Below are 20,608 nucleotides of genomic sequence, written 5' to 3'. Positions count from 1 at the left end.
GTGACATGTGAGACGCGTGGGACGCCCGGCGGATGTGGCGTTCGGGTGTAACCGCCAGGTCAGGGCCGGTTACCGGGGCGGACCGGAGCCCGCCCCGGGCAAGCGGCCGGACCGTCCCGGGAGGAGGGGCCCGGAGGCCTCCCGGGGGGCGGGCCTAGAGCACCGCGTTCGACGGGCCCCTGGACTCGGTGAGGTCGCGGGAGACCGCCTCCGCGTCGCGCAGCGCCCGTACCGCGTTCGACCAGGTCAGTTTGGCCAGGTCGGCCCGGGACCAGCCGCGGGTGAGCAGTTCCGCGACCAGGTTCGGGTAGCCCGCCACGTCGTCCAGCCCGGAGGGGGTGAAGGCCGTGCCGTCGTAGTCCCCGCCGATGCCGATGTGGTCGACGCCGGCCACCGCGCGCATGTGGTCCAGGTGGTCCGCGACCGTGGCGGCCGTGGCCACCGGGCGCGGGCGGGCGGCTTCGAAGGCCCGGTGCAGGGCCATCGCCTCGGGGGTGGTGTCGAGGTGGTGGAAGCCGTGGGCGCGCAGGTTCTCGTCCGCCGCGAGGGTCCACTCGACCGCCGCCGGGAGGATGAACTTGGGGACGAACGTGGCCATGGCGACGCCGCCGTTGGCCGGCAGCAGCTCCAGCACGTCGTCGGGGACGTTGCGCGGGTGGTCGCAGACGGCCCGCGCGGAGGAGTGCGAGAAGATCACCGGTGCGGCCGAGACCGCCAGCGCGTCCCGCATGGTCGTCGCGGCGACGTGCGAGAGGTCCACGAGCATGCCGACGCGGTTCATCTCGCGGACGACCTCGCGGCCGAAGTCGCTCAGGCCGCCGTGCCGGGGTTCGTCGGTCGCCGAGTCCGCCCAGTCGATGGTGTCGTTGTGGGTGAGCGTCATGTACCGCACGCCCAGCCGGTACAGGGCGCGCAGGGTGGCGAGCGAGTTGGCGATGGAGTGGCCGCCCTCGGCGCCCATCAGCGAGGCGATCCGGCCGTCGGCGCGGGCGGCCTCCATGTCGTCCGCCGTCAGCGCCCGCACCAGGTCGCCGGGGTAGCGGTCGATGAGCTGGGCGACGGCGTCGATCTGCTCCAGGGTGGCGCTGACCGCCGTGTCCCCCGCGTAGTCGGAACGCACGTACACCGACCAGAACTGCGCGCCGACCCCGCCGGCGCGCAGCCGCGGGATGTCGGTGTGCAGGTGGGCGGACTGGTCGCCGGCGATGTCCCGGCGGGCCAGGTCGTAGCGCACCTGCTCGCGCAGCGCCCAGGGCAGGTCGTTGTGGCCGTCCACCACGGGGTGCGCGGCCAGCAGCTCGCGCGCCTCGTCCAGGCGCTGCGCGGCGCTCACTTGCCGAACCCGAAGGCGTCGGCGCCGGCGACCTTGGTGCGCAGCCGCTTGCCCTTCTCGGTGGCCTGCTCGTTCAGCTCCTGCTGGAAGTCGCGCATCCGGGCCAGCAGCTCCGGGTCGTGCGCGGCCAGCATCCGCACGGCCAGCAGGCCGGCGTTGCGCGCCCCGGCGACCGAGACGGTGGCGACGGGGACGCCGGCGGGCATCTGGACGATCGACAGCAGGGAGTCCATGCCGTCGAGGTACTTCAGCGGCACCGGCACGCCGATGACGGGCAGCGGGGTGACCGAGGCGAGCATGCCGGGCAGGTGGGCGGCCCCGCCCGCGCCCGCGATGATCGCCTTGAGGCCGCGTCCGGCGGCCTGCTCCCCGTACGCGACCATCTCGCGCGGCATCCGGTGCGCGGAGACGACGTCGACCTCGTACGGGACCTCGAACTCGTCGAGGGCCTGGGCGGCGGCCTCCATGACCGGCCAGTCCGAGTCCGAGCCCATGACGATGCCGACGACCGGCGCTGCGGAGGTGCTCATTCGGTGACCGTCCCTCGGAGGTAGTCGGCGGCGTGGCGGGCGCGCTCCCGCACGTCGTCCAGGTCGTCGCCGTAGGTGTTGACGTGGCCGACCTTGCGGCCGGGCTTCACGTCCTTGCCGTACATGTGGATCTTCAGCTGGGGGTCGTGGGCCATGCAGTGCAGGTAGGCCGCGTACATGTCGGGGTAGTCGCCGCCCAGCACGTTCGCCATGACCGTCCAGCGGGCCCGGGGGCGCGGGTCGCCCAGCGGGAGGTCCAGGACCGCCCGTACGTGGTTGGCGAACTGGGAGGTGACGGCGCCGTCCTGGGTCCAGTGGCCGCTGTTGTGCGGGCGCATCGCCAGTTCGTTGACGAGGATGCGGCCGTCGGTGGTCTCGAACAGCTCCACGGCCAGGTGGCCGGTGACGCCGAGCTCCGTCGCGATGCGCAGGGCCAGCGACTGGGCCTCGCCCGCGAGCTCCTCGCAGAGGCCGGGGGCGGGGGCGATGACCGTGTCGCAGACCCCGTCCACCTGGACGGACTCCACGACGGGGTAGGCCACCGCCTGGCCGTGCGGGGAGCGGACGATGTTGGCCGCGAGTTCGCGGACGTACGCCACCTTCTCCTCCGCCAGGACCGGGACGCCCGCCTTGAACGGGGCCTCCGCGTCCTGGGGGGTGCGGACGAACCACACGCCCTTGCCGTCGTACCCGCCGCGCACCGTCTTGAGGATGATCGGGAAGCCGCCGACCTCGTCCGCGAAGGCGCCCGCGTCCGCCGGATCGCGCACGATCCGGTGGCGGGGGCTGGGCGCGCCGATCTCGTCGAGCCGGGCGCGCATCACCCCCTTGTCCTGGGCGTGCACCAACGCGTCGGGCCCCGGGCGGACGGGGATGCCGTCCGCTTCCAGGGCCCGGAGGTGTTCGGTGGGGACGTGCTCGTGATCGAAGGTGATCACGTCGCAGCCGCGCGCGAAGGCGCGCAGTGTCTCCAGGTCGCGATAGTCGCCGATGACGACGTCGCTCACGACCTGGGCCGCCGAGTCCTGTGGGGTGTCACTGAGGATCTTGAATTTGATGCCGAGGGGGATGCCCGCCTCGTGGGTCATGCGGGCGAGCTGTCCGCCGCCGACCATGCCGACTACCGGGAACGTCACTCCTCCAGGGTATCGGGCGGTATTCGGCCACCGGGACCCGCATGCGCGCGGGAGCGGCCCGGACCGGTCGGTGTGCCGTGCGTCGCACGGGGCGCGAAGGCACAGACGGAGCGTGCGGGCGACACTTAACATGGGCGGGTTGACGGAGTACACCGGACGCCCCGCGCGGGGCGGCGACCGACAGGACTGGCCATCTGATGAGCACGCCGGGAAACGCCTCCGTCCTCGAACGGGTACGGGGTCTGGCGCGCGAGGCCGCCAAGTTCGGCGCGGTCGGCGGGCTGGGCGTGCTGGTCAATCTGGGCGTCTTCAACCTGATCCGGCACACGACGGACCTCCAGGTGGTCCGCGCGAGCGTGATAGCCACCGTCGTGGCCATCGCCACGAACTACCTCGGCTTCCGCTACTTCGCCTACCGGGACCGCGCGCAGAGCGGCCGGACGCGCGAGCTGGCCCTCTTCGCCGCCTTCAGCGCGGTGGGCCTGGTCATCGAGAACGGCGTGCTGTACACGGCGACGTACGGGTTCGGCTGGGACGGCCCGGTCGCGACGAACGTCTTCAAGTTCCTCGGCATCGGGACGGCCACCGTCTTCCGGTTCTGGTCGTACCGGACCTGGGTCTTCCGGGCCCTGCCCGCGTCCGCCCCCGTACCGGCCGCGGACGCCCCGGCCGGTACGGGGCCGCGGCCCGGGCCGGGGCGCCGGCCCGAACCGCTGCCCGAGCCGGCTCCCGCGAACAACTAGGTCGTCTCTTTCGGATCTTGTCGGCCGAGCCCGCGGCGTCTGGTGCCGTGCCTGGGCGTGCTGCCGGGGCGCTCGCGTACTGGACGTACGTGGTCGCCTCGGCAGTGCGGCCAGGCACGGTGCCAGGCGTCGCGGGCCCGGCAAGATCCGAAAGAGACGGCCTAGCGGCGTCCGGGCGCCACGGCCTAGCGGACCGTGGCCTCCGGTTCGGTCCGTTCCGGGGCGGTGCGGCTGAGGAAGAGGGCGAAGACCGGCGGCTGCGCCTGGAGCAGTTCGAGCCGTCCGCCGTCGGCCTCGGCGAGGTCGCGGGCGACCGCGAGGCCGATCCCGGTGGAGTTGCGGCCGCTGATGGCCCGCTCGAAGATCCGGTTGCCGAGGTCCGGGGGGACGCCGGGGCCCTCGTCGGTGACCTCCAGCACCGCCTGGTTGCCGATGAGGCGGGTGCGCAGGGCGACGGTGCCGCCGCCGTGCATGAGCGCGTTCTCCACCAGGGTCGCGAGCACCTGCGAGACGGCTCCGGGGGTGCCCACGGCCCGTACGCCCTGCTTGCCGGAGCGCACGATGGCCCGGCCGGCGCTGCGGTAGGCCGGCCGCCACTCCTCGACCTGCTGCTTGACGACCTCGTCGAGGTCGAAGGGGACCGCGGAGCCGGTCCGCGGGTCCCGGGAGTTCGTCAGCAGCCGCTGCACCACGTCGGTGAGCCGCTCGACCTGGGCGAGGGCGATCGTCGCCTCCTCCCGCACGGTCTCCATGTCCTCGGTGACCGTGATCTCCTCCAGCCGCATCGACAGCGCGGTGAGAGGGGTGCGCAGCTGGTGCGAGGCGTCCGCGGCCAGCCGCCGCTCGGCGGTGAGCATCCGGCCGATCCGCTCGGCGCTGGAGTCCAGGACGTCCGCGACGCGGTCCAGCTCGGGGACGCCGTAGCGCTTGTGGCGGGGGCGCGGGTCGCCGGAGCCGAGCCGCTCGGCGGTCTCGGCGAGGTCGGTGAGGGGGGAGGCGAGCCGGTTCGCCTGCCGTACGGCGAGCAGGACGGCCGCCACGACGGCCAGCAGGGCCACCGCGCCGACCACGGCCAGGGTCCGTACGACCTCCCGGGTGACGGTGGAGCGGGCCTCCTCGACGACCACGACCTCGCCCTGTTCGCCGCGGGCGGTGCCCCGGATGACGCTGTCGGTGAGGCGGGGGCCGACTTCGATGGGCGCCTGGCCGGGGATGCCGATCCGGGCGTAGGTGCCGGTGTCGAGGAGTTCGGCGAGGGCGGCGGAGTCGATCGGCTTGTTCTCCAGGACCTCGGACTCGACGACGCCGACGAGCCGCAGGGCCTCCGACTCGATCCGGTCCTGGGCGCTGCTGGTGATGGTCCGGGTCTCCACGATCACCAGGGAGACCCCGAAGACGGCGATCACGACGAGGACCACGGCGAGGGTGGAGTTGATCAGGCGGCGGCGCATGCCCTAGAGCATGCCCCAGTGCGGGGTACGGGACATCGTCCCGGACCCCGTGGGACGGAGCGGGGGCAGGCGCGGGGCCGGCCCGGGGTGCCGGCCCCGGGTCAGCTCTTCTCGAAGCGGAAGCCGACGCCGCGGACGGTGGCGATGTAGCGGGGGTTGGCGGCGTCGTCGCCGAGCTTCTTGCGCAGCCAGGAGATGTGCATGTCGAGGGTCTTGGTGGAGGACCACCAGGTGGTGTCCCACACCTCGCGCATGAGCTGGTCGCGGGTGACGACCCGGCCCGCGTCGCGCACCAGGACGCGCAGCAGGTCGAACTCCTTGGCGGTGAGCTGGAGCTCCTCCTCCCCCATCCAGGCCCGGTGCGACTCGACGTCGATCCGTACGCCGTGGGTGGCGGGGGGCTGGCTGGCCTCGGTGGCGCCGCGCCGGAGCAGGGCCCGGACCCGGGCCAGGAGCTCGGCGAGCCGGAAGGGCTTGGTCACGTAGTCGTCGGCGCCCGCGTCCAGGCCCACGACCGTGTCGACCTCGTCCGCGCGGGCGGTCAGGACGAGGATCGGGAAGCCGTGGCCCTCGGCGCGCAGCCGGCGGGCCACTTCGAGGCCGTCCATCCCGGGCAGGCCGAGGTCGAGGACGACGAGGTCGACGCCGCCCTGCAGTCCCGCGTCCAGGGCGGTGGGGCCGTCCTCCCGGACCTCGACCTCGTAGCCCTCTCGGCGCAGGGCGCGAGCCAGGGGTTCCGAGATGGAAGCGTCGTCCTCGGCGAGCAGTACACGCGTCATGTGGGTGATGGTAGTCCGCGGCGGCGGCCCTGAAAGGCCCCTGGGCATAGCCCTCTGGATCTGGGTATACGAACCGTCATGGGCCTTCGAATGGGGCGGAACGGTTCCCCGGAATCCTGTGATCCATATCTCAAGTCCTTCCATATGCCGCAGTGTCGTGTCGTATGGTGGCGAGACGCCTGATGCACTACTCAGGGGATCTTTGTGCCGAAAAACGGGCCGAAGACCTCAATTTCTGCTCTGGTCGGTTTGCCCGACCCAGATGACAGTGAATGACCTGTGGGCCGGGCTCTTCTCGCGACGGTGCGCGAAGGGCGTGGATCCCGGTGCCGGATGTCCTTCCGCCCCTCACCTGAAGGGGCGGCCCCCGAGGCGTGGGGCGGGACACGGGGTCGCCGGTGCCGGCCACCCCTCACCGGGCGCTACCAGGGCTCACGAAGCCCGGCGTCCCGAGCAAGCAAGGATCGACCATGGCTTCCAGCCTGACGACGGACTCCTCCAGGCCACCGGCCGAAGAGAAGACCTTCTTCGGCCACCCCCGTGGCCTGGCCACGCTGTTCATGACCGAGATGTGGGAGCGCTTCTCCTACTACGGCATGCGCGCCCTCCTCGTGTACTACCTGGTCTCGGGTGGTGCCGACGCCGCCACGGGCAGCCAGGGCGGCGGTCTGGCCATGACCGCGGCCACGACGACGGCCATCTACTCCGTGTACGTCTCGATGGTCTACCTGATGGCCATGCCCGGCGGCTGGTTCGGTGACCGTGTCTGGGGTGCCCGCAAGACGGTCGCCATCGCCGGCTTCGTGATCATCGGCGGCCACCTGTCGCTGGCCCTGCCCGGCCAGGCGATGTTCTTCGTCGGTCTGATCCTCGTGGCGGCCGGTTCCGGCCTGCTCAAGGCCAACATCTCCACGATGGTCGGCCACCTGTACGACGGTCCCGAGGACCCGCGCCGCGACGGCGGCTTCACCCTCTTCTACGTGGGCATCAACCTCGGCGCCTTCATCGCCCCGTTCGTGGTCGGAACGGTCGGCAAGGAGTACAACTGGCACGTCGGCTTCGGCCTCGCCGCCGCCGGCATGGCCGTGGGTCTCGCGCAGTTCCTGCTCGGCACCAAGCACCTGAGCCCGAAGAGCAGCCTGGTCCCGAACCCGCTCTCGGCCGAGGAGCGCAAGGCCGTCCTCACCAAGGTCGCCTTCGCGGTCCTGGGCATCGCCGTCTTCTACGGCGCCGTGGTCGCGCTCGGCCACTACACGCTCAACTGGGCCCTGGTGCCGCTGACCCTGGCCGGCCTGGTCATCCCGGTCGCCGTCCTGGCGCGCATCAAGCGCGACAAGGACCTGTCGCTGACCGAGCAGTCGAAGATGACGGCCTACATCTGGTTCTTCATCGCCGCGGCCGTGTTCTGGATGATCTACGACCAGGGCGGCTCCACGCTGTCGCTGTTCGCCGACTCCAAGACCGCCGACACCGTCTTCGGCCTCGGCTTCTCGGCCACCTGGTACCAGTCGCTGAACCCGCTGTTCGTGATGGCGCTGGCCCCGGTCTTCGCCTGGCTGTGGCTGTGGCTGGCCCGCAAGAACCAGGAGCCGAACACCATCGTGAAGTTCGCGATGGGCCTGGTCCTGGTCGGCGCGTCCTTCTTCGTCTTCATCGTCCCGATGAACATGGCGGGCGACGGCACCAAGGTCTCCCCGATGTGGCTGGTCTCGATCTACATGATCCAGACCATAGGCGAGCTGTGCCTGTCCCCGGTCGGCCTCTCGGTGACCACGAAGATGGCCCCGCAGAAGTACGCCTCGCAGATGATGGGCGTCTGGTTCCTCGCCGTCACCGCCGGCGACTGCACCACCAGCCTCCTGTCGCTCGGCGGCGTGGACCTGAACGGCCTGTGGGTGATCGCCTTCGAGGCGACCGCCGCCGTCCTCGCGGGCGTCGCGGTCTACTCGTACCGCAAGAAGGTCCAGTCCCTGATGGGCTCGGTGCACTGACGCACCCCGCACCCCGTACGACAGGGCGGCCCGGCACACCGGAAGGTGTGCCGGGCCGCCCTGTCGTACGGCGGGGCTACCGGATGCCGCGCAGGCGGCGCCACGGGGTGAAGGTGAAGACCGCGCCGCCGAGCAGGATGACCGTGCCCGCGACCAGGGCGAGGGCCTTGACGCCGCCGCCGTCCTGCGCGCCGGTCTCGGCGAGGCCGCCCGAGGCCGCGGCGGAGCCGCCCGACCCGCCGGAGCCGCCCGTGGTGGCCGGGGAGCCGGAGCCGCCCTCCTGGGCGGTGGTGTCCAGTTCCAGCGAGACGGCGCTGCTGGCCGCCTTGCAGGGCACCGTCAGCGGGGTGGAGCCGGGTGCCATGGTGACCTCGATGGCCATGTCGGACGGGCTCAGGGTGGTCTTGCCCGTCTTGCCGGGCGTGTAGGTGCCCGTCATGTCGCTCAGGCTGACGCCCGCGCCCTGGCCGATGGGTTCGGCGTTGGCCGGGCCGTTGACCTTGACGACGCCGGTGTCGGCGCCGCCCAGCCTGATCTGCATCGAGGGCTTGAGTGCGCCCTTGGGCAGGGGCAGCGGGGCCTTCATGGCGTCCTTGGCCGTCTTGACCGTCAGGTCGTAGCGTCCGCCGTTCTTCCTGGCGTTGACGGTGACGGGGGTGGTGATGCCGCCGGGGACGGTCGCGCCGCAGTCGAACTTCACGTCGACGGCCTTGCCCGGGAAGTCGGTCTGGCCGCCGCTCCCGCCGGTGGTCGCGCCGCCCGTGGTCGCGCCGCCCGTGGTGGTGCCGCCCGTGGTGGTGCCTCCGGTGGTCGTGCCTCCGGTGGTCGTGCCGCCCGTCGTCGTGCCGCCCGTGGAGCCGGCCGCCACGTCGATGGTCGCCCCGGCGCCCACGTCGCCCACCGGGGCGCACTTCGTGGTGAAGGTGCCGATCGGGAACGTCACGGCGACGTCGTACGCACCGGGAGTCAGGGTGATCTTGCCGGCCTTGGTGAGCTTGAGCTTGCCCTTCATGGCCGACATGACCATGGGCGCCTTCTTCGGGATCTCCGGGTTCTTCTTCTCCCCCGCGACCTTCAGCTCGCCGCCCCCGCCACCGACCGTGATCACCCCGGTGGGCAGGACGGAGTCCTGGGGGATCACCATCAGGTCGGTGTTGTTCGAGGCCGGCTTGACGGTCTCCCAGACCACGTCGACCTCGTCGCCGACCTTGGCGGTGGCCGGGGCGGTGATCTTCGCGGTGGTGTCGCCCTCCACGGGACCGCCGCCGCCGGCCGGCGGTACGCACTTGACCTTGAACGTCGTCTCGGCCGCCTGGGCGGGAGAAGCCGCCAGGGCGATGCCCGCGCCGCCGAGCAGCAGCGCGACCACGGCCGCGCTCACCCTCCGTTGGGTCTTCACGAATGTCCCTTCGTCGTCGAACGGTTCTCAGACGGTGCGGACGTCTGCGGTGCTGTCTCCGGCGCGCTGTCCGGGGTGAACCACGGCAGGACCGCCGTGGTGGTCTGTGGGGGCTCGGGCGCCCGCTCGGCGCGGGCCGGCACGGGGCCGCGTAGGGGCACCCGCGGCAGCCGGGCCGTCACGGCCGAGGCCGCCTCCGCCAGGCGCGCCCCGCGGTGGCGGCCGCCGCCGGCCGCGTCGCGCGGGCGGACCCGGTCGACGACGGCCATCCCGACGCGGAAGACGGCGGCCGGGACGACCAGCAGGAGCAGCGCCCAGAAGAGCAGGACGCCGTACGGGCGGTCCACGCCCCAGGGCTGGGTGGCCAGCACCGTCTCGCCGTACTTGAGGGAGACCGTGTAGTCCCCGTACGCGCCCGCGCCGAGGGCCACGTCGAGGGCGATCTCGGCCTTGCCGCCGGGCGGGATGGTGCCCTTCCACCGGGCCTCCTCCCACAGGGGCGCGAACACCCCGTGCGCGGTGCCGAGTTGGAAGACCGGATCCTTGACGGGGGCGGTGCCGAGGTTGCCCACGGTCACCTTGAACGTGCGGGCGGGCGGGGCGCCGAACCAGGTCAGCACCCCGTCCCCGCCGTCCAGCCGGACCCCGGTGAGCATCGCGAGGCGGGCCGTGCCGGACTCGGCGGGCAGGTCGGCCACCGGATGGTCGGTGATCTTCAGGGGGGCGGCGACGGTGGACCGGTCCCCGTTGACGGAGGCGACGTTGACGACGCAGGGGCAGGGCTTGGGCGGCGCGACCACCGGCAGCCGGGCGGTGAAGCGGCCGTCGCCGGCCACCGCGACCGCGGCGCCGTCGGCGTTGGCGCAGCTGTTGGTGCCGCCGATCATGTTCTGGCCGCAGACGAGCAGCATCACCATCGTCCCGGCCCGCCAGCCGGTGCCGGTGACCGTGATCTCGGTGCCCTTCGCGGCCTCCTGGAGCGAGAGCGCCACGGCCGGCCGGCCCTCCTCCGCCCCGGCCGGCGCGGCCGGGGACAGGACGAGGGCGCACACCGCCAGGCCGGCGGCGAGCAGGGCCGCGAGCCGCGCCCCGGCACGGACCGGGCGCGGGGGCGCGGGCGCGGCCGGGCTCGGGGCCGTGGCCGGGCGCGAGACGTACGCCTGGGCGCTCACCTTGGCGCTCACCTGGGGACTCCCGTCAGCTCGTGTTCCGGTGCGCGGACCGGGCCCGGACGGGCCGGTGTCCCGTCGCAGGGTGCGTCGCGGCCGGGCGCCGGCGGGTCCTGGCTGGTCCGCCGGGCGCGGAGGAGGTACCGCGCGGCTCCCACGGCCGCGGCGAGGAGCAGCAGCCCCGCGCCGGTCCGGCCGGCCGCCCGCCACGGCACGAACCACGCGTCGGCACCGCCCGACGCGCGGGCGCCGCCGGGCGCGGTGGCGGTGAGGGTGACGCGCGCCCGGTCCAGGGCGGGGGCGCCGGGCCAGGGCTCGGTCAGCGCCACCCGCTGCCCCGGGAGCAGTTCCAGCGGTAGGGCGTGGGCGGGGCGGCCCGGCAGGGCGCCGAAGCGGCCCCGGGCCCGCAGGGAGAGTGCGGGGGCGAGGACCGTGTTGCCGCGGTTGACCAGGGTGTACGCGACCTCCGTGGCGGCGCCGCGGCCCCGGACGGTGACGTCCTCGACGGTGAGTGCGGCCAGGGGCGGGCCGCCGACCCGCAGGTGGACCCGTACGGCCGCCTCCCGGCCCGCTTCGGCGGCGACCACGGCGGCGGGGTGGTCGCCGGGAGGGGCGGAGGGCGGGAGGGTGACGGTGAAGGGGACCACCGCGCGGGTGCGGGGCGGGACCGTCACCGTGGCGCCCGGCCCGAACGCGAACCAGACACCGGCGCCCGCTCCGGCCCCGGCCGGTTCCCGGGCGGGGCGCACCGCGGGGGCGCCCTCGGGGGTGTCGCGGGCGTCGGCCCCGCGCAGGGTGACGGTGCGCGCCCGGTCGGAGGTGTTGGTCAGGGCGAGGCGGTCCTCCAGCACCGTGCCGGGGGCGCCGGCCAGGTAGAAGTACGGCCGGACGCCGTCGGGCCGGACCGCGGCCCCGGCGGCGGGCCCGGCGGTCCAGCCGGGGGCGTCGGCGGCGGGCGCGGGGGCGTCGGCGGCGGGCGCGGGGGCGTCGGCGGCGGGCGCGGGGGCGGGCGCGGACCTCGCGGCGGGGCCGGCGGCGGCCGGGCGCGCGGGGACCGGCGCCGCCGCGGCCGGGTGCGTCGCGGCGGGCGCGCACAGCGCGGCGGCGGCCAGGAGCGCCGCGACCACCCGGGCCGCGGCGGACGAGGCCGCGACCGGCCGGGTGGGCCTTCTCGGGGTGTGGAGCACGGGCATGGCCGGGGGTGCTCCGTTCAGGACCGGGCCCGCTGGCCGCGCCGGGTCAGCCAGAGCGTCCCGGCGGCGCCGGTCAGCAGGACGGTGCCGCCGAGGGTGCCGAGGGCGACGGCCGAGTCGAGGGGGCCGGTCTGCGGCAGGGTGTCCCCGGTGGCGCCGCCGCCGGACGGCGGGTCCGCGGCGGGGGCTCCGCCGCCGGCCGCGGTGACGTCCAGCTCCAGGGCGGGGGCGGGTCCGTTGCCCGGGGTGCAGGTGGTCGTGGTGCCCATCGCCTTGATGGTGAGGACGCCGGCGGTGAAGGTGACCTTGCCGCTCTTCTTGGGCGTGTAGGTGCCCGACAGGTCGCCGATCTTGATCGGGGCGTTGGCGGGGGCGGCCTCGGCGTTGGGCGGGCCGGAGACCGGGACGGAGGCCTTCTCGGCGCCGCCCACGACGATGACCGCGCTGGGGGACATCGCGCCCTTGCCCAGTTCGATGGGGCTCGACGAGACGCCCTTCTGGAAGGACATCGTCAGCTTGTAGCCGCCGCCCTCCTTGACGGCCTTGATGTCGATGGGCGACACCGCCGACTTGTCGCCGATCGGCGTCTTGCAGTTGTAGGCCACGTCGACGACGGCGGCACGGGCCGCGGGGGCGGCCAGCAGGACCGCCGATCCGGCCAGCGCGGAGGCCAGCGCGAGCGCGGTGGAGCGTTTCCGGTCGGACACCTTGGTCTTCCCCTCGGCCACAAGTTACTGACGACACATCAGATTGGTGGCTCAAGGTACGCCCGGGGCCTTACGGAGGGAAGACACGGGACGGCCCGGATCAACGGGCCCGCGCAGGGGTGTGTTCGGGGGGCGTCCGGCGGCGGGCGGCCCGTCTTCCGGCGGTGCCCGGACGGCCCGGCGGCCGTGTCCCGTCCGGGTCCGGGCCGTGTACCGGCCCCGTCCGGACGGCGCTCCCGCGGTGTTCCGTGCCGTGCGCCGCCGCCCGTCCGGAACCCGCCCGTCCGGAGCCTGTGCGGGCCCCGGGCGGCCGGCCGGGCCCGGCGTCGTCAGACCGCGCGCACCCCGCGCTGCCAGACCTCCGCGACGAGCGGGACGCCCGGCCGGTAGGCGAGGTGCACGTGGCTGGGGGCGTCGAGCAGGGCCAGGTCGGCGCGGGCGCCGGGGGCGAGCACCCCGATGTCGGAGCGGCGCAGGGCGCGGGCGCCGCCCGCGGTGGCCGACCACAGGGCCTCGTCGGGGGTCATCCGCATGTCGCGGACGGCGAGGGCGATGCAGAACGGCATGGAGCTGGTGTAGGAGGAGCCGGGGTTGCAGTCCGTCGAGAGGGCCACGGTCGCGCCGGCGTCGAGCAGCCGGCGGGCGTCGGGCCACGCGGCGCGGGTGGAGAACTCGGCGCCGGGCAGCAGGGTGGCGACCGTCGTGCCCGCGGCCTGGCCCAGCGCGTCCACGTCGGCGTCGGTGAGGTGGGTGCAGTGGTCGGCGGAGGCGGCTTCGAGCTCCACGGCGAGCTGCACGCCGGGGCCGTGGCCGAGCTGGTTGGCGTGGACGCGCGGGACGAGTCCGGCCGCCGCGCCCGCGGTGAGGACGGCGCGGGCCTGGTCCCCGTCGAAGGCGCCCTTCTCGCAGAAGACGTCCACCCAGCGGGCGTACGGGGCGCAGGCGGCGAGCATCTCGCCGGTGACGAGGTCGACGTAGCCGGCCGGGTCGTCGGCGTAGTCGGGGGGGACGATGTGCGCGCCGAGGTAGGTGACCTCCTCCGTGTGCGCGGCGGCGATGCGCAGGGCGCGGGCCTCGTCGGCGGTGGTCAGGCCGTAGCCGGACTTGGTCTCGAAGGTGGTGGTGCCCTGGCGGCGGGCCTCGGCCAGGTGGCGCACCAGGTTGGCCTCCAGCTCCGCGTCGCCGGCGGCGCGGGTGGCGGCGACGGTGGTGCGGATGCCGCCGGCCGAGTAGCTGCGGCCGGACATGCGGGCGTTGAACTCGGCGGTGCGGTCGCCCGCGAACAGCAGGTGGGAGTGGGAGTCGACGAAGCCGGGGACGACGGCCCGGCCGCCCGCGTCGTACGAGGTGTCGGCGGCCGGGGCGTCGGCGGCGGGACCGACCCAGGCGACGCGCTCGCCGTCGAGGACGACCGCGGCGTCGCGGACCAGGCCGAGCGGGGAGCCGTCGCCGAGGGCCGGGTCGTTGGTGACGAGGCTGCCGATGTGGGTGATGACGGTGGTGGTCATGGTTCCTCTCGGGGCGCGGGAGGGCACCGTCAGGCGCGCAGGGCCGCGATGGACTCGGACAGGGCGGACGGGACGTCCGGCACCAGGGTGTGGGCGCCGTCGCGCACGACGTGGCGGCCGCCGACGACCGTGTGGCGCACGTCGGCCGCGGTGGCGGCGAAGACGGCCGTCTCGGCGCCGAAGCGGGTCGGCGGGCCGGCGGTGCGGACGGAGTCGAGGGCGATCGTGGTGAAGTCCGCGAGCGCGCCCGGCTCCAGCCGGCCCGCGTCGGTCCGGCCGAGGGCCGCGTGGCCGTCCTCGGTGGCGGCGGTGAGCAGGGCGTTCGCCGTCCAGTGGCCCCGGGTGCGGCTGCGCAGGCGTTCGTTGAGCTCCAGTGCGCGGGCCTCTTCGAAGAGGTCGATCACGGCGTGGCTGTCGCTGCCGAGGGACAGCGGGCTGCCCTCCCGCTGGAGGCGGGGGGCCGGGCCGGTGCCGTCCGCGAGGTCGCGTTCGGTCGTGGGGCACATGCAGGTGCCGGTGGCGGAGGCGCCCAGCAGCGTGATGTCCTCGGCGGTCAGGTGCGTGTTGTGGACGCCGGTGGTGTCCGGGCCCAGGACGCCGTGGTCGGCGAGCAGCCGGGTCGGGGTGCGGCCGTGGGCGGCCAGGCAGGCCTCGTTCTCGGCGGTCTGCTCCGAGAGGTGGACGTGCAGCGGGGCCCGGCGCTCGCGCGCCCAGTCGGCGACGGTGGCCAACTGGTCGGCGGGCACGGCGCGCACCGAGTGGATCGCGGCGCCGATCAGGGCGTGCGCGCGGGGCCTGAGGACGCTCGCCCGCTCGGCCCACGCGTCGGCGGTGCCGTCGGAGAAGCGCAGCTGGTGCGGGTCGGGGGCCTGCCCGAAGCCCGCCGAGAGGTAGGCCGTGTCGAGCAGGGTGATGCGGATGCCGGCCGCGGCGGCGGCCTCGATCAGGGCCTCGCCCATGGCGTTGGGGTCGGCGTAGGGGGCGCCGCCGGGGGCGTGGTGGACGTAGTGGAACTCGCCGACGTTCGTGATGCCGGCCAGCGCCATCTCGGCGTACACGGCGCGGGCGAGCGCGAAGTAGCTGTCGGGGGTGAGGTTCTGGGCGGCCTTGTACATGAAGTCGCGCCAGGTCCAGAAGGTGCCGGAGCCCACCTGGACGGTGGAGCGCAGGGCCCGGTGGAAGGCGTGCGAGTGGGCGTTGGCCAGGCCCGGGAGGGTCAGGCCGCGCAGCACCTCGGCGCCGGGCGGCGGCGCGGGCACCTCGGTGCGCAGCGCGCCGATCCGCCCGTCGGCGGTGACGTCCAGGGCGACGCCCGGCTCGACGTGGGTGCCGAGCCAGGCGTGCTCCAGCCAGTACGTCTTGTGCGCGGTCACCTGCACGCGAGTCCTTCCAGTACGTCGGCGAGGGCCAGGACGCCCGCCACGCAGTCGTCCTCGGCGGCGAACTCCCGCGGGGAGTGGGAGACGCCGGTCGGGTTCCGTACGAACAGCATCGCGGTCGGGACGGCCGCGGAGAGGATGCCGGCGTCGTGTCCCGCGCCCGTGCCTAGGACGGGGACGGATCCGCCCAGGATGCGGTCGAGTTCGTCGCGCAGGGCGTGTTCGAACTCGACGACCGGGGTGAAGGACTCGCGGACGGTGTCGAGGTCGGTGCCGTCCCGGTCGGCGCGCTCGCGGGCGGCCTTCTCGACGGCGGTGACGACGGTGTCCAGGGTGGCCTGGTCGGCGGCGCGCGCGTCGAGCCAGCCGCGGACCAGCGAGGGGATGGCGTTGACCCCGTTGGGTTCGACGGAGACCTTCCCGAAGGTGGCGACGGCCCCGGCGAGGGCCGCCTCCGTACGGGCGGCCAGCACGGTCGCCGCGTACGTCAGCATCGGGTCGCGGCGGTCCACGAGGCGGGTGGTGCCGGCGTGGTTGGCCTCGCCGCGGAAGTCGAAGCGCCAGCGGCCGTGCGGCCAGATCGCGGAGGCGATGCCGACGCGGTCGCCGGAGAGGTCCAGGGCGCGGCCCTGCTCGACGTGGAGTTCGACGAAGGCGCCGATGCGGGCGAGCCGTTCGGGGTCGGCCCCGATGGCGTCGGGGTCGTGGCCGGCGGCCTCCATGGCGCGGGGCAGGGTGGTGCCGTCCGCGTCGCGGAGCTCGTACGCCTTCTCCTTGGTCAGCTGTCCGGCGCTGAGCCGGGAGCCGACGCAGGCGAGGCCGAAGCGGGCCCCTTCCTCGTCGCCGAAGTTGGTGACGGCCAGCGGCCTGGAGAACTCCGCTCCCCTCCGGCGCAGTTCGTCCAGGGCCGCGAAGGAGGACACCACCCCGAGGGGGCCGTCGAAGGCCCCGCCGTCGGGGACGGAGTCCAGGTGCGAGCCGGTGACGACGGCGTCGCCCGCGAGCGGGTCGCCGAGCCAGGCCCACTGGTTGCCGTTGCGGTCGGTCTCGTACGTCAGGCCGCGCGCCTCGGCCTGCTCCCGGAACCAGGTCCGGCAGTCGGCGTCGGCGCGGGTCCAGGCGTGGCGGCGGTAGCCGCCGGAGCCGGGGTGGCGGCCGATCGGGGCGAGCTCGGCCCACATGGTGTGGAACGAGGGGGCGCCGGGCGCGGGGGTCGTGCTCACGCGTCGTCGCCCTCGCGCATCGGGATGCGGACGTCGCGCTCGTCGGCGACCGTCTCGGCGATGTCGTAGCCGGCGTCGACGTGGCGGATGACGCCCATGCCGGGGTCGTTGGTCAGCACGCGGCGGATCTTCTCGCCGGCGAGCGGGGTGCCGTCGGCGACGGTGACCTGGCCCGCGTGGATGGAGCGGCCCATGCCGACGCCGCCGCCGTGGTGGATGGAGACCCAGGAGGCGCCGGAGGCCACGTTGACCATGGCGTTGAGGAGCGGCCAGTCGGCGATGGCGTCGGAGCCGTCGAGCATGGCCTCGGTCTCGCGGTACGGGGAGGCGACCGAGCCGCAGTCGAGGTGGTCGCGGCCGATGACCAGCGGGGCGGCCAGTTCGCCGCCGGCGACCATGTCGTTGAAGCGCTCGCCGGCCTTGTCGCGCTCGCCGTAGCCGAGCCAGCAGATGCGGGCGGGCAGGCCCTGGAAGTGGACGCGCTCGCCGGCCATCTTGATCCAGCGGTGCAGGGACTCGTTCTCGGGGAAGAGCTCCAGCAGCGCCCGGTCGGTCTTGTGGATGTCGGACGCCTCGCCGGAGAGGGCGGCCCAGCGGAAGGGGCCCTTGCCCTCGCAGAACAGCGGCCGGATGTAGGCGGGGACGAAGCCGGGGAAGGCGAAGGCGCGGTCGTAGCCGGCGAGCCGGGCCTCGCCGCGGATGGAGTTGCCGTAGTCGAAGACCTCGGCGCCGGCGTCCATGAAGCCGACCATGGCCTCGACGTGCCGGGCCATGGACTCGCGGGCGCGGGTGGTGAAGCCCGCCGGGTCCTTGGCCGCCGCGTCCGCCATGTCCTCGAAGGCGACGCCGACGGGGAGGTAGGCGAGCGGGTCGTGGGCGGAGGTCTGGTCGGTCACGATGTCGATCGGGGCGCCCTCGGCCAGCAGCTGCGGCAGCAGTTCGGCGGCGTTGCCCAGCAGGCCGATGGAGAGCGGGCGGCGGGCGTCTCGGGCCTCGGTGGCCAGTGCGAGCGCGTGCCGCGGGCTGTCGGCCCTCACGTCCAGGTAGCGGTGCTCGATGCGGCGCTCGATGGCGCGCGGGTCGACGTCGATGCAGATGGCGACGCCGTCGTTCATCGTCACGGCCAGCGGCTGGGCGCCGCCCATGCCGCCGAGGCCCGCGGTGAGGGTGATGGTGCCCGCGAGGGTGCCGCCGAACTTCTTCGCGGCGACGGCGGCGAAGGTCTCGTAGGTGCCCTGGAGGATGCCCTGGGTGCCGATGTATATCCACGAGCCGGCCGTCATCTGCCCGTACATGGTCAGGCCGAGGTGCTCCAGGCGGCGGAACTCCTCCCAGTTGGCCCAGTCGCCGACGAGGTTGGAGTTGGCGAGCAGGACGCGCGGCGCCCATTCGTGGGTCTGCATGACGCCGACCGGGCGGCCGGACTGGACGAGCATCGTCTCGTCCTGCCTGAGGGTCCGCAGCGTGCGGACCATGGCGTCGTACGAGCGCCAGTCGCGGGCGGCCTTGCCGGTGCCGCCGTAGACGACGAGCTTGTCGGGGTGCTCGGCCACCTCGGGGTCGAGGTTGTTCTGGAGCATCCGCAGCGCGGCCTCCTGCTGCCATCCCAGGGTGCTGAGTGCGGTACCGCGCGAGGCCCGTACGGGGCGAGGTCCTGACATGGCTGCGTCTCCTCCGGTGTTGGTCAATCCATTCACATCCTGTCGCCATGAATAGGTTCAGTCAACAGCTGCGGACGCCTCCGCCCGGTGATCTGATGGCGTACATGACCTCCGAGCGGCTCCCGCACACCGGCGCCCGCACCGGGCCCGACGCGGCCACCGGCACCGGCAGCGATGCCGGGACCGGTGCCGGGGCGGTGGGCGGCGCCGGGGCGGCCGCCGTCGCCCGCCGCCGGGACCTCGCCGTGCGGGCCGCCGTCGCCGGGGGCCTGCTGGAGCGCGAGCCCCTGGTCTGCCTGCTCGACGTGGACGGCATCCGCGCCTCCGCCGCCGAACTGACCGCCGCCTTCGCGGCCGCGCTGCCCCCGGGCACCCCGGTGCTGCACGCCTTCGCCGTCAAGGCCGCCCCGCTCGTCCCGGTGCTGCGCCTGCTCGCCCGCGCCGGCCTCGGCTGCGAGGCCGCCGGGCCCGGCGAGCTCGCACTGGCCCGGGCCGCCGGGGTGGCCCCGGAGCGCATCGTCCTGGACTCGCCCGCGAAGACGGCCGGCGAGCTGCGCGCGGCCCTGGACCTCGGCGTCGCCGTCAACGCCGACAGCCGCCAGGAGCTGGCGCGCCTCGACGGCCTGGTCGCGGCGGCCCCCACCGCGTCCCCGGTCGGCGTACGGATCAACCCCCAGACCGGCGCGGGCGCCATCGCCGCCCTGTCCACCGCGACCGCGACCTCGAAGTTCGGGATCGCCCTGCGCGACCCGGGCGCCCGGGAGTGGCTCGTACGGGCCTTCCTGGACCGCCCGTGGCTGACCCGGCTGCACGTCCACTCGGGCTCCCAGGGCGTTCCGCTGCCGCTGATGGCCCAGGGGGTGCGGGAGCTGCACGCCCTGGCCGAGGAGGTCAACGCGGCGGCCGGGCGCCGCCAGGTCGACACCCTCGACATCGGCGGCGGGCTGCCGGTGGACTTCGCGTCCGACGCGGCCGGCCCCGCGTACGCGGCGTACGCGGCCGCGCTGCGCGGGGCGGTCCCGGCCCTCTTCGACGGCTCGTACGGGCTGGTCACCGAGTTCGGCCGGTCCCTGCTGGCCCGGCACGGGCTGGTGCTCGCGCGGGTCGAGTACACCAAGACCACCGGGGGCCGCCCGATCGCCGTCACCCACGCCGGGGTCCAGGTGGCCACCCGTACGGTGTACGCCCCGGCGGTCTGGCCGGTACGCGTCCTGCCGTACGACGCGCGGGGCGCCCCGAAGACGGGCGAGGCGGTCGCGCAGGACGTCGCCGGCCCGGCCTGCTTCGCGGGCGACCTGCTCGCCACGGCCCGGGAGCTGCCGCGGCTGGAGCCGGGCGACCTGATCGGGGTCCCGGACACCGGGGCGTACTTCTTCACCGCCCCCTACGGCTACAACAGCCTCCCGCGCCCCGGCGTCCACGGCTGGGCCACCGGCCCCGACGGCGCCGTGCGCTTCGCCCTGGCCCGTCCGGCGCAGGACGAGGCGTCCCTGGTGGCCGAGGCGGGCGGGGCCCACCGGGACGCGCTGCTCTGAGCCGGCCCCGGCCCGCCGGTCGGGCTACTCCACGAACAGGCCGCGCGCCGCCGCCCGCGCGTCGAAGTCCTCCAGCCGGGCCTGGGCGTCCGGCAGCGCGTCGGCCATGGCCTCCAGCAGCACCCGGCCCAGCAGCATCGGCGCGCAGGCCGTGTCGAAGGCCAGCCCGGTGCCGACCGGCGCCGGGATCAGCAGGTCCGAGTGGCGGGCGACCGGCGCGAAGGCGGAGTCCGCGACCGTGACCACCGTCAGCCCGGCCCGCCGGGAGCGCTCCAGGGTCTCCACGACCTCGCGGGGATGGCGGGGCAGCGCGAAGCAGAGCAGCGCCGTGGCCCCGTGCCGGAGCGCGGCGTCGATGCGGTCCTCCAGCATCGAACCGCCCTCGTCGAGGAGGCGCACGTCCGGGTGCACCTTGGCCGCGAAGTACGCGAACCCGCGCGCCTGCGAGGACGCCGCCCGCAGCCCGAGCACCGGCAGCGGGACGGAGGCGGCGAGCAGCCGCCCCGCCTCCTGGACCGGCGCCGGATCGGCGAGCGCCGCGGCCAGCTGCCGCAGGTTGTCGATCTCACCCTGGACGGCCTGCTGGTACTCGTTGTACGCGTCGCCCCGCGCGGTGCCCGCCCGTTCGGCCGGGGCCACCTCGCGCAGGTGCCGGCGCAGCGCCGGGTACCCGTCGAAGCCCAGCGCCACCGCGAACCGGGTCACCGACGGCTGGCTCACCCCGGCCAGCTCGGCGAGCTCGACGCTCGACAGGAACGGCACGTCGGCCGCCCCGCGCACCATGCAGTGGGCGATCCGCCGCTGGGTCGGCGTCAGCCGGTGCCCCTCGAACAGCTTCTGCAGCCGTGCGGCCGGGCCCTCGCTCATGGCC

17 protein-coding genes are annotated in these 20,608 nt (G+C 74.6%); 3 read left to right on the top strand and 14 right to left on the bottom strand.

Annotation, left to right across the window (positions count from 1 at the left end; all coding sequences use genetic code 11):
- Positions 1–154 precede the first annotated feature (154 nt).
- Genes CP968_RS20165 through CP968_RS20155 form a run of 3 tightly spaced genes read right to left on the bottom strand, consistent with a single transcriptional unit; the run spans position 155 to position 2,999 of the window.
- Entirely contained in the window at positions 155–1,333 is a 1,179-nt protein-coding gene (locus CP968_RS20165) for a dipeptidase (RefSeq protein WP_150519333.1), read from the bottom strand.
- On the bottom strand, positions 1,330–1,863 hold the full coding sequence (purE, locus tag CP968_RS20160; RefSeq protein ID WP_150519332.1) for a 5-(carboxyamino)imidazole ribonucleotide mutase: 534 nt from the start codon (positions 1,861–1,863) through the stop codon (positions 1,330–1,332). Before purE ends, CP968_RS20165 begins: the two co-directional genes overlap by 4 nt.
- On the bottom strand, positions 1,860–2,999 hold the full coding sequence (locus CP968_RS20155) for a 5-(carboxyamino)imidazole ribonucleotide synthase (protein WP_150519331.1): 1,140 nt from the start codon (positions 2,997–2,999) through the stop codon (positions 1,860–1,862). Before CP968_RS20155 ends, purE begins: the two co-directional genes overlap by 4 nt.
- A 197-nt stretch (positions 3,000–3,196) precedes the next feature.
- Between CP968_RS20155 and CP968_RS20150 the strand changes: the two genes are divergently transcribed.
- Positions 3,197–3,742, top strand: coding sequence for a GtrA family protein (locus CP968_RS20150; protein ID WP_150519330.1), 546 nt, complete (start codon positions 3,197–3,199; stop codon positions 3,740–3,742).
- A gap of 185 nt (positions 3,743–3,927) precedes the next feature.
- Here the strand turns inward: CP968_RS20150 and CP968_RS20145 are convergent, their stop codons facing one another.
- Both CP968_RS20145 and CP968_RS20140 read right to left on the bottom strand, forming a co-directional pair.
- The gene (locus CP968_RS20145; protein ID WP_150519329.1) at positions 3,928–5,193 is read right to left on the bottom strand and encodes an ATP-binding protein; all 1,266 of its coding nucleotides are present in this window, start codon (positions 5,191–5,193) and stop codon (positions 3,928–3,930) included.
- A 101-nt stretch (positions 5,194–5,294) separates the two neighbouring features.
- Positions 5,295–5,972, bottom strand: a complete 678-nt coding sequence (locus CP968_RS20140) for a response regulator transcription factor (RefSeq protein ID WP_053681251.1) — start codon at positions 5,970–5,972, stop codon at positions 5,295–5,297.
- Between the two features lie 470 nt (positions 5,973–6,442).
- On the opposite strand from CP968_RS20140, the gene CP968_RS20135 reads away from it, so the two are divergent.
- Positions 6,443–7,963 (top strand): peptide MFS transporter, encoded by a 1,521-nt coding sequence (locus CP968_RS20135; protein ID WP_150519328.1) that lies wholly within the window; start codon positions 6,443–6,445, stop codon positions 7,961–7,963.
- Between the two features lie 76 nt (positions 7,964–8,039).
- On the opposite strand, the gene CP968_RS34155 is transcribed toward CP968_RS20135, so the two are convergent.
- From CP968_RS34155 to hutU, 8 genes are all read right to left on the bottom strand, one after another.
- Positions 8,040–9,362, bottom strand: coding sequence for a hypothetical protein (locus CP968_RS34155; RefSeq protein ID WP_167536827.1), 1,323 nt, complete (start codon positions 9,360–9,362; stop codon positions 8,040–8,042).
- Complete coding sequence (locus tag CP968_RS20120) at positions 9,359–10,420, bottom strand: neocarzinostatin apoprotein domain-containing protein (RefSeq protein ID WP_150522020.1); 1,062 nt, start codon at positions 10,418–10,420, stop codon at positions 9,359–9,361. Before CP968_RS20120 ends, CP968_RS34155 begins: the two co-directional genes overlap by 4 nt.
- A gap of 122 nt (positions 10,421–10,542) precedes the next feature.
- Positions 10,543–11,724, bottom strand: a complete 1,182-nt coding sequence (locus CP968_RS34150) for a COG1470 family protein (protein WP_167536826.1) — start codon at positions 11,722–11,724, stop codon at positions 10,543–10,545.
- 17 nt (positions 11,725–11,741) lie between these two features.
- Positions 11,742–12,431, bottom strand: a complete 690-nt coding sequence (locus CP968_RS20110) for a peptidase (protein ID WP_150519325.1) — start codon at positions 12,429–12,431, stop codon at positions 11,742–11,744.
- Between the two features lie 329 nt (positions 12,432–12,760).
- Positions 12,761–13,939: an imidazolonepropionase gene (gene hutI / locus CP968_RS20105; protein WP_150519324.1), complete on the bottom strand. Its 1,179-nt coding sequence runs from the start codon at positions 13,937–13,939 to the stop codon at positions 12,761–12,763.
- Positions 13,940–13,968: 29 nt separating this feature from the next.
- A complete protein-coding gene (locus CP968_RS20100) occupies positions 13,969–15,312 on the bottom strand; it encodes a formimidoylglutamate deiminase (RefSeq protein ID WP_150519323.1) in 1,344 nt (447 codons plus the stop codon).
- Positions 15,309–16,499 (bottom strand): allantoate amidohydrolase, encoded by a 1,191-nt coding sequence (locus tag CP968_RS20095; protein ID WP_150522019.1) that lies wholly within the window; start codon positions 16,497–16,499, stop codon positions 15,309–15,311. Before CP968_RS20095 ends, CP968_RS20100 begins: the two co-directional genes overlap by 4 nt.
- A gap of 38 nt (positions 16,500–16,537) precedes the next feature.
- Positions 16,538–18,202 (bottom strand): urocanate hydratase, encoded by a 1,665-nt coding sequence (gene hutU, locus CP968_RS20090; RefSeq protein WP_150519322.1) that lies wholly within the window; start codon positions 18,200–18,202, stop codon positions 16,538–16,540.
- 104 nt (positions 18,203–18,306) lie between these two features.
- On the opposite strand from hutU, the gene CP968_RS20085 reads away from it, so the two are divergent.
- Entirely contained in the window at positions 18,307–19,737 is a 1,431-nt protein-coding gene (locus CP968_RS20085; RefSeq protein ID WP_150522018.1) for a type III PLP-dependent enzyme domain-containing protein, read from the top strand.
- A gap of 24 nt (positions 19,738–19,761) precedes the next feature.
- Here the strand turns inward: CP968_RS20085 and CP968_RS20080 are convergent, their stop codons facing one another.
- Entirely contained in the window at positions 19,762–20,604 is an 843-nt protein-coding gene (locus tag CP968_RS20080) for a MurR/RpiR family transcriptional regulator (protein WP_150519321.1), read from the bottom strand.
- Positions 20,605–20,608 lie beyond the last annotated feature (4 nt).

The sequence above is a fragment of the Streptomyces subrutilus genome (assembly GCF_008704535.1).
Taxonomy (GTDB): domain Bacteria; phylum Actinomycetota; class Actinomycetes; order Streptomycetales; family Streptomycetaceae; genus Streptomyces; species Streptomyces subrutilus.
Note: the sequence above shows the minus strand (reverse complement) of the source record. Positions and strands in the feature narration are given on the sequence as shown.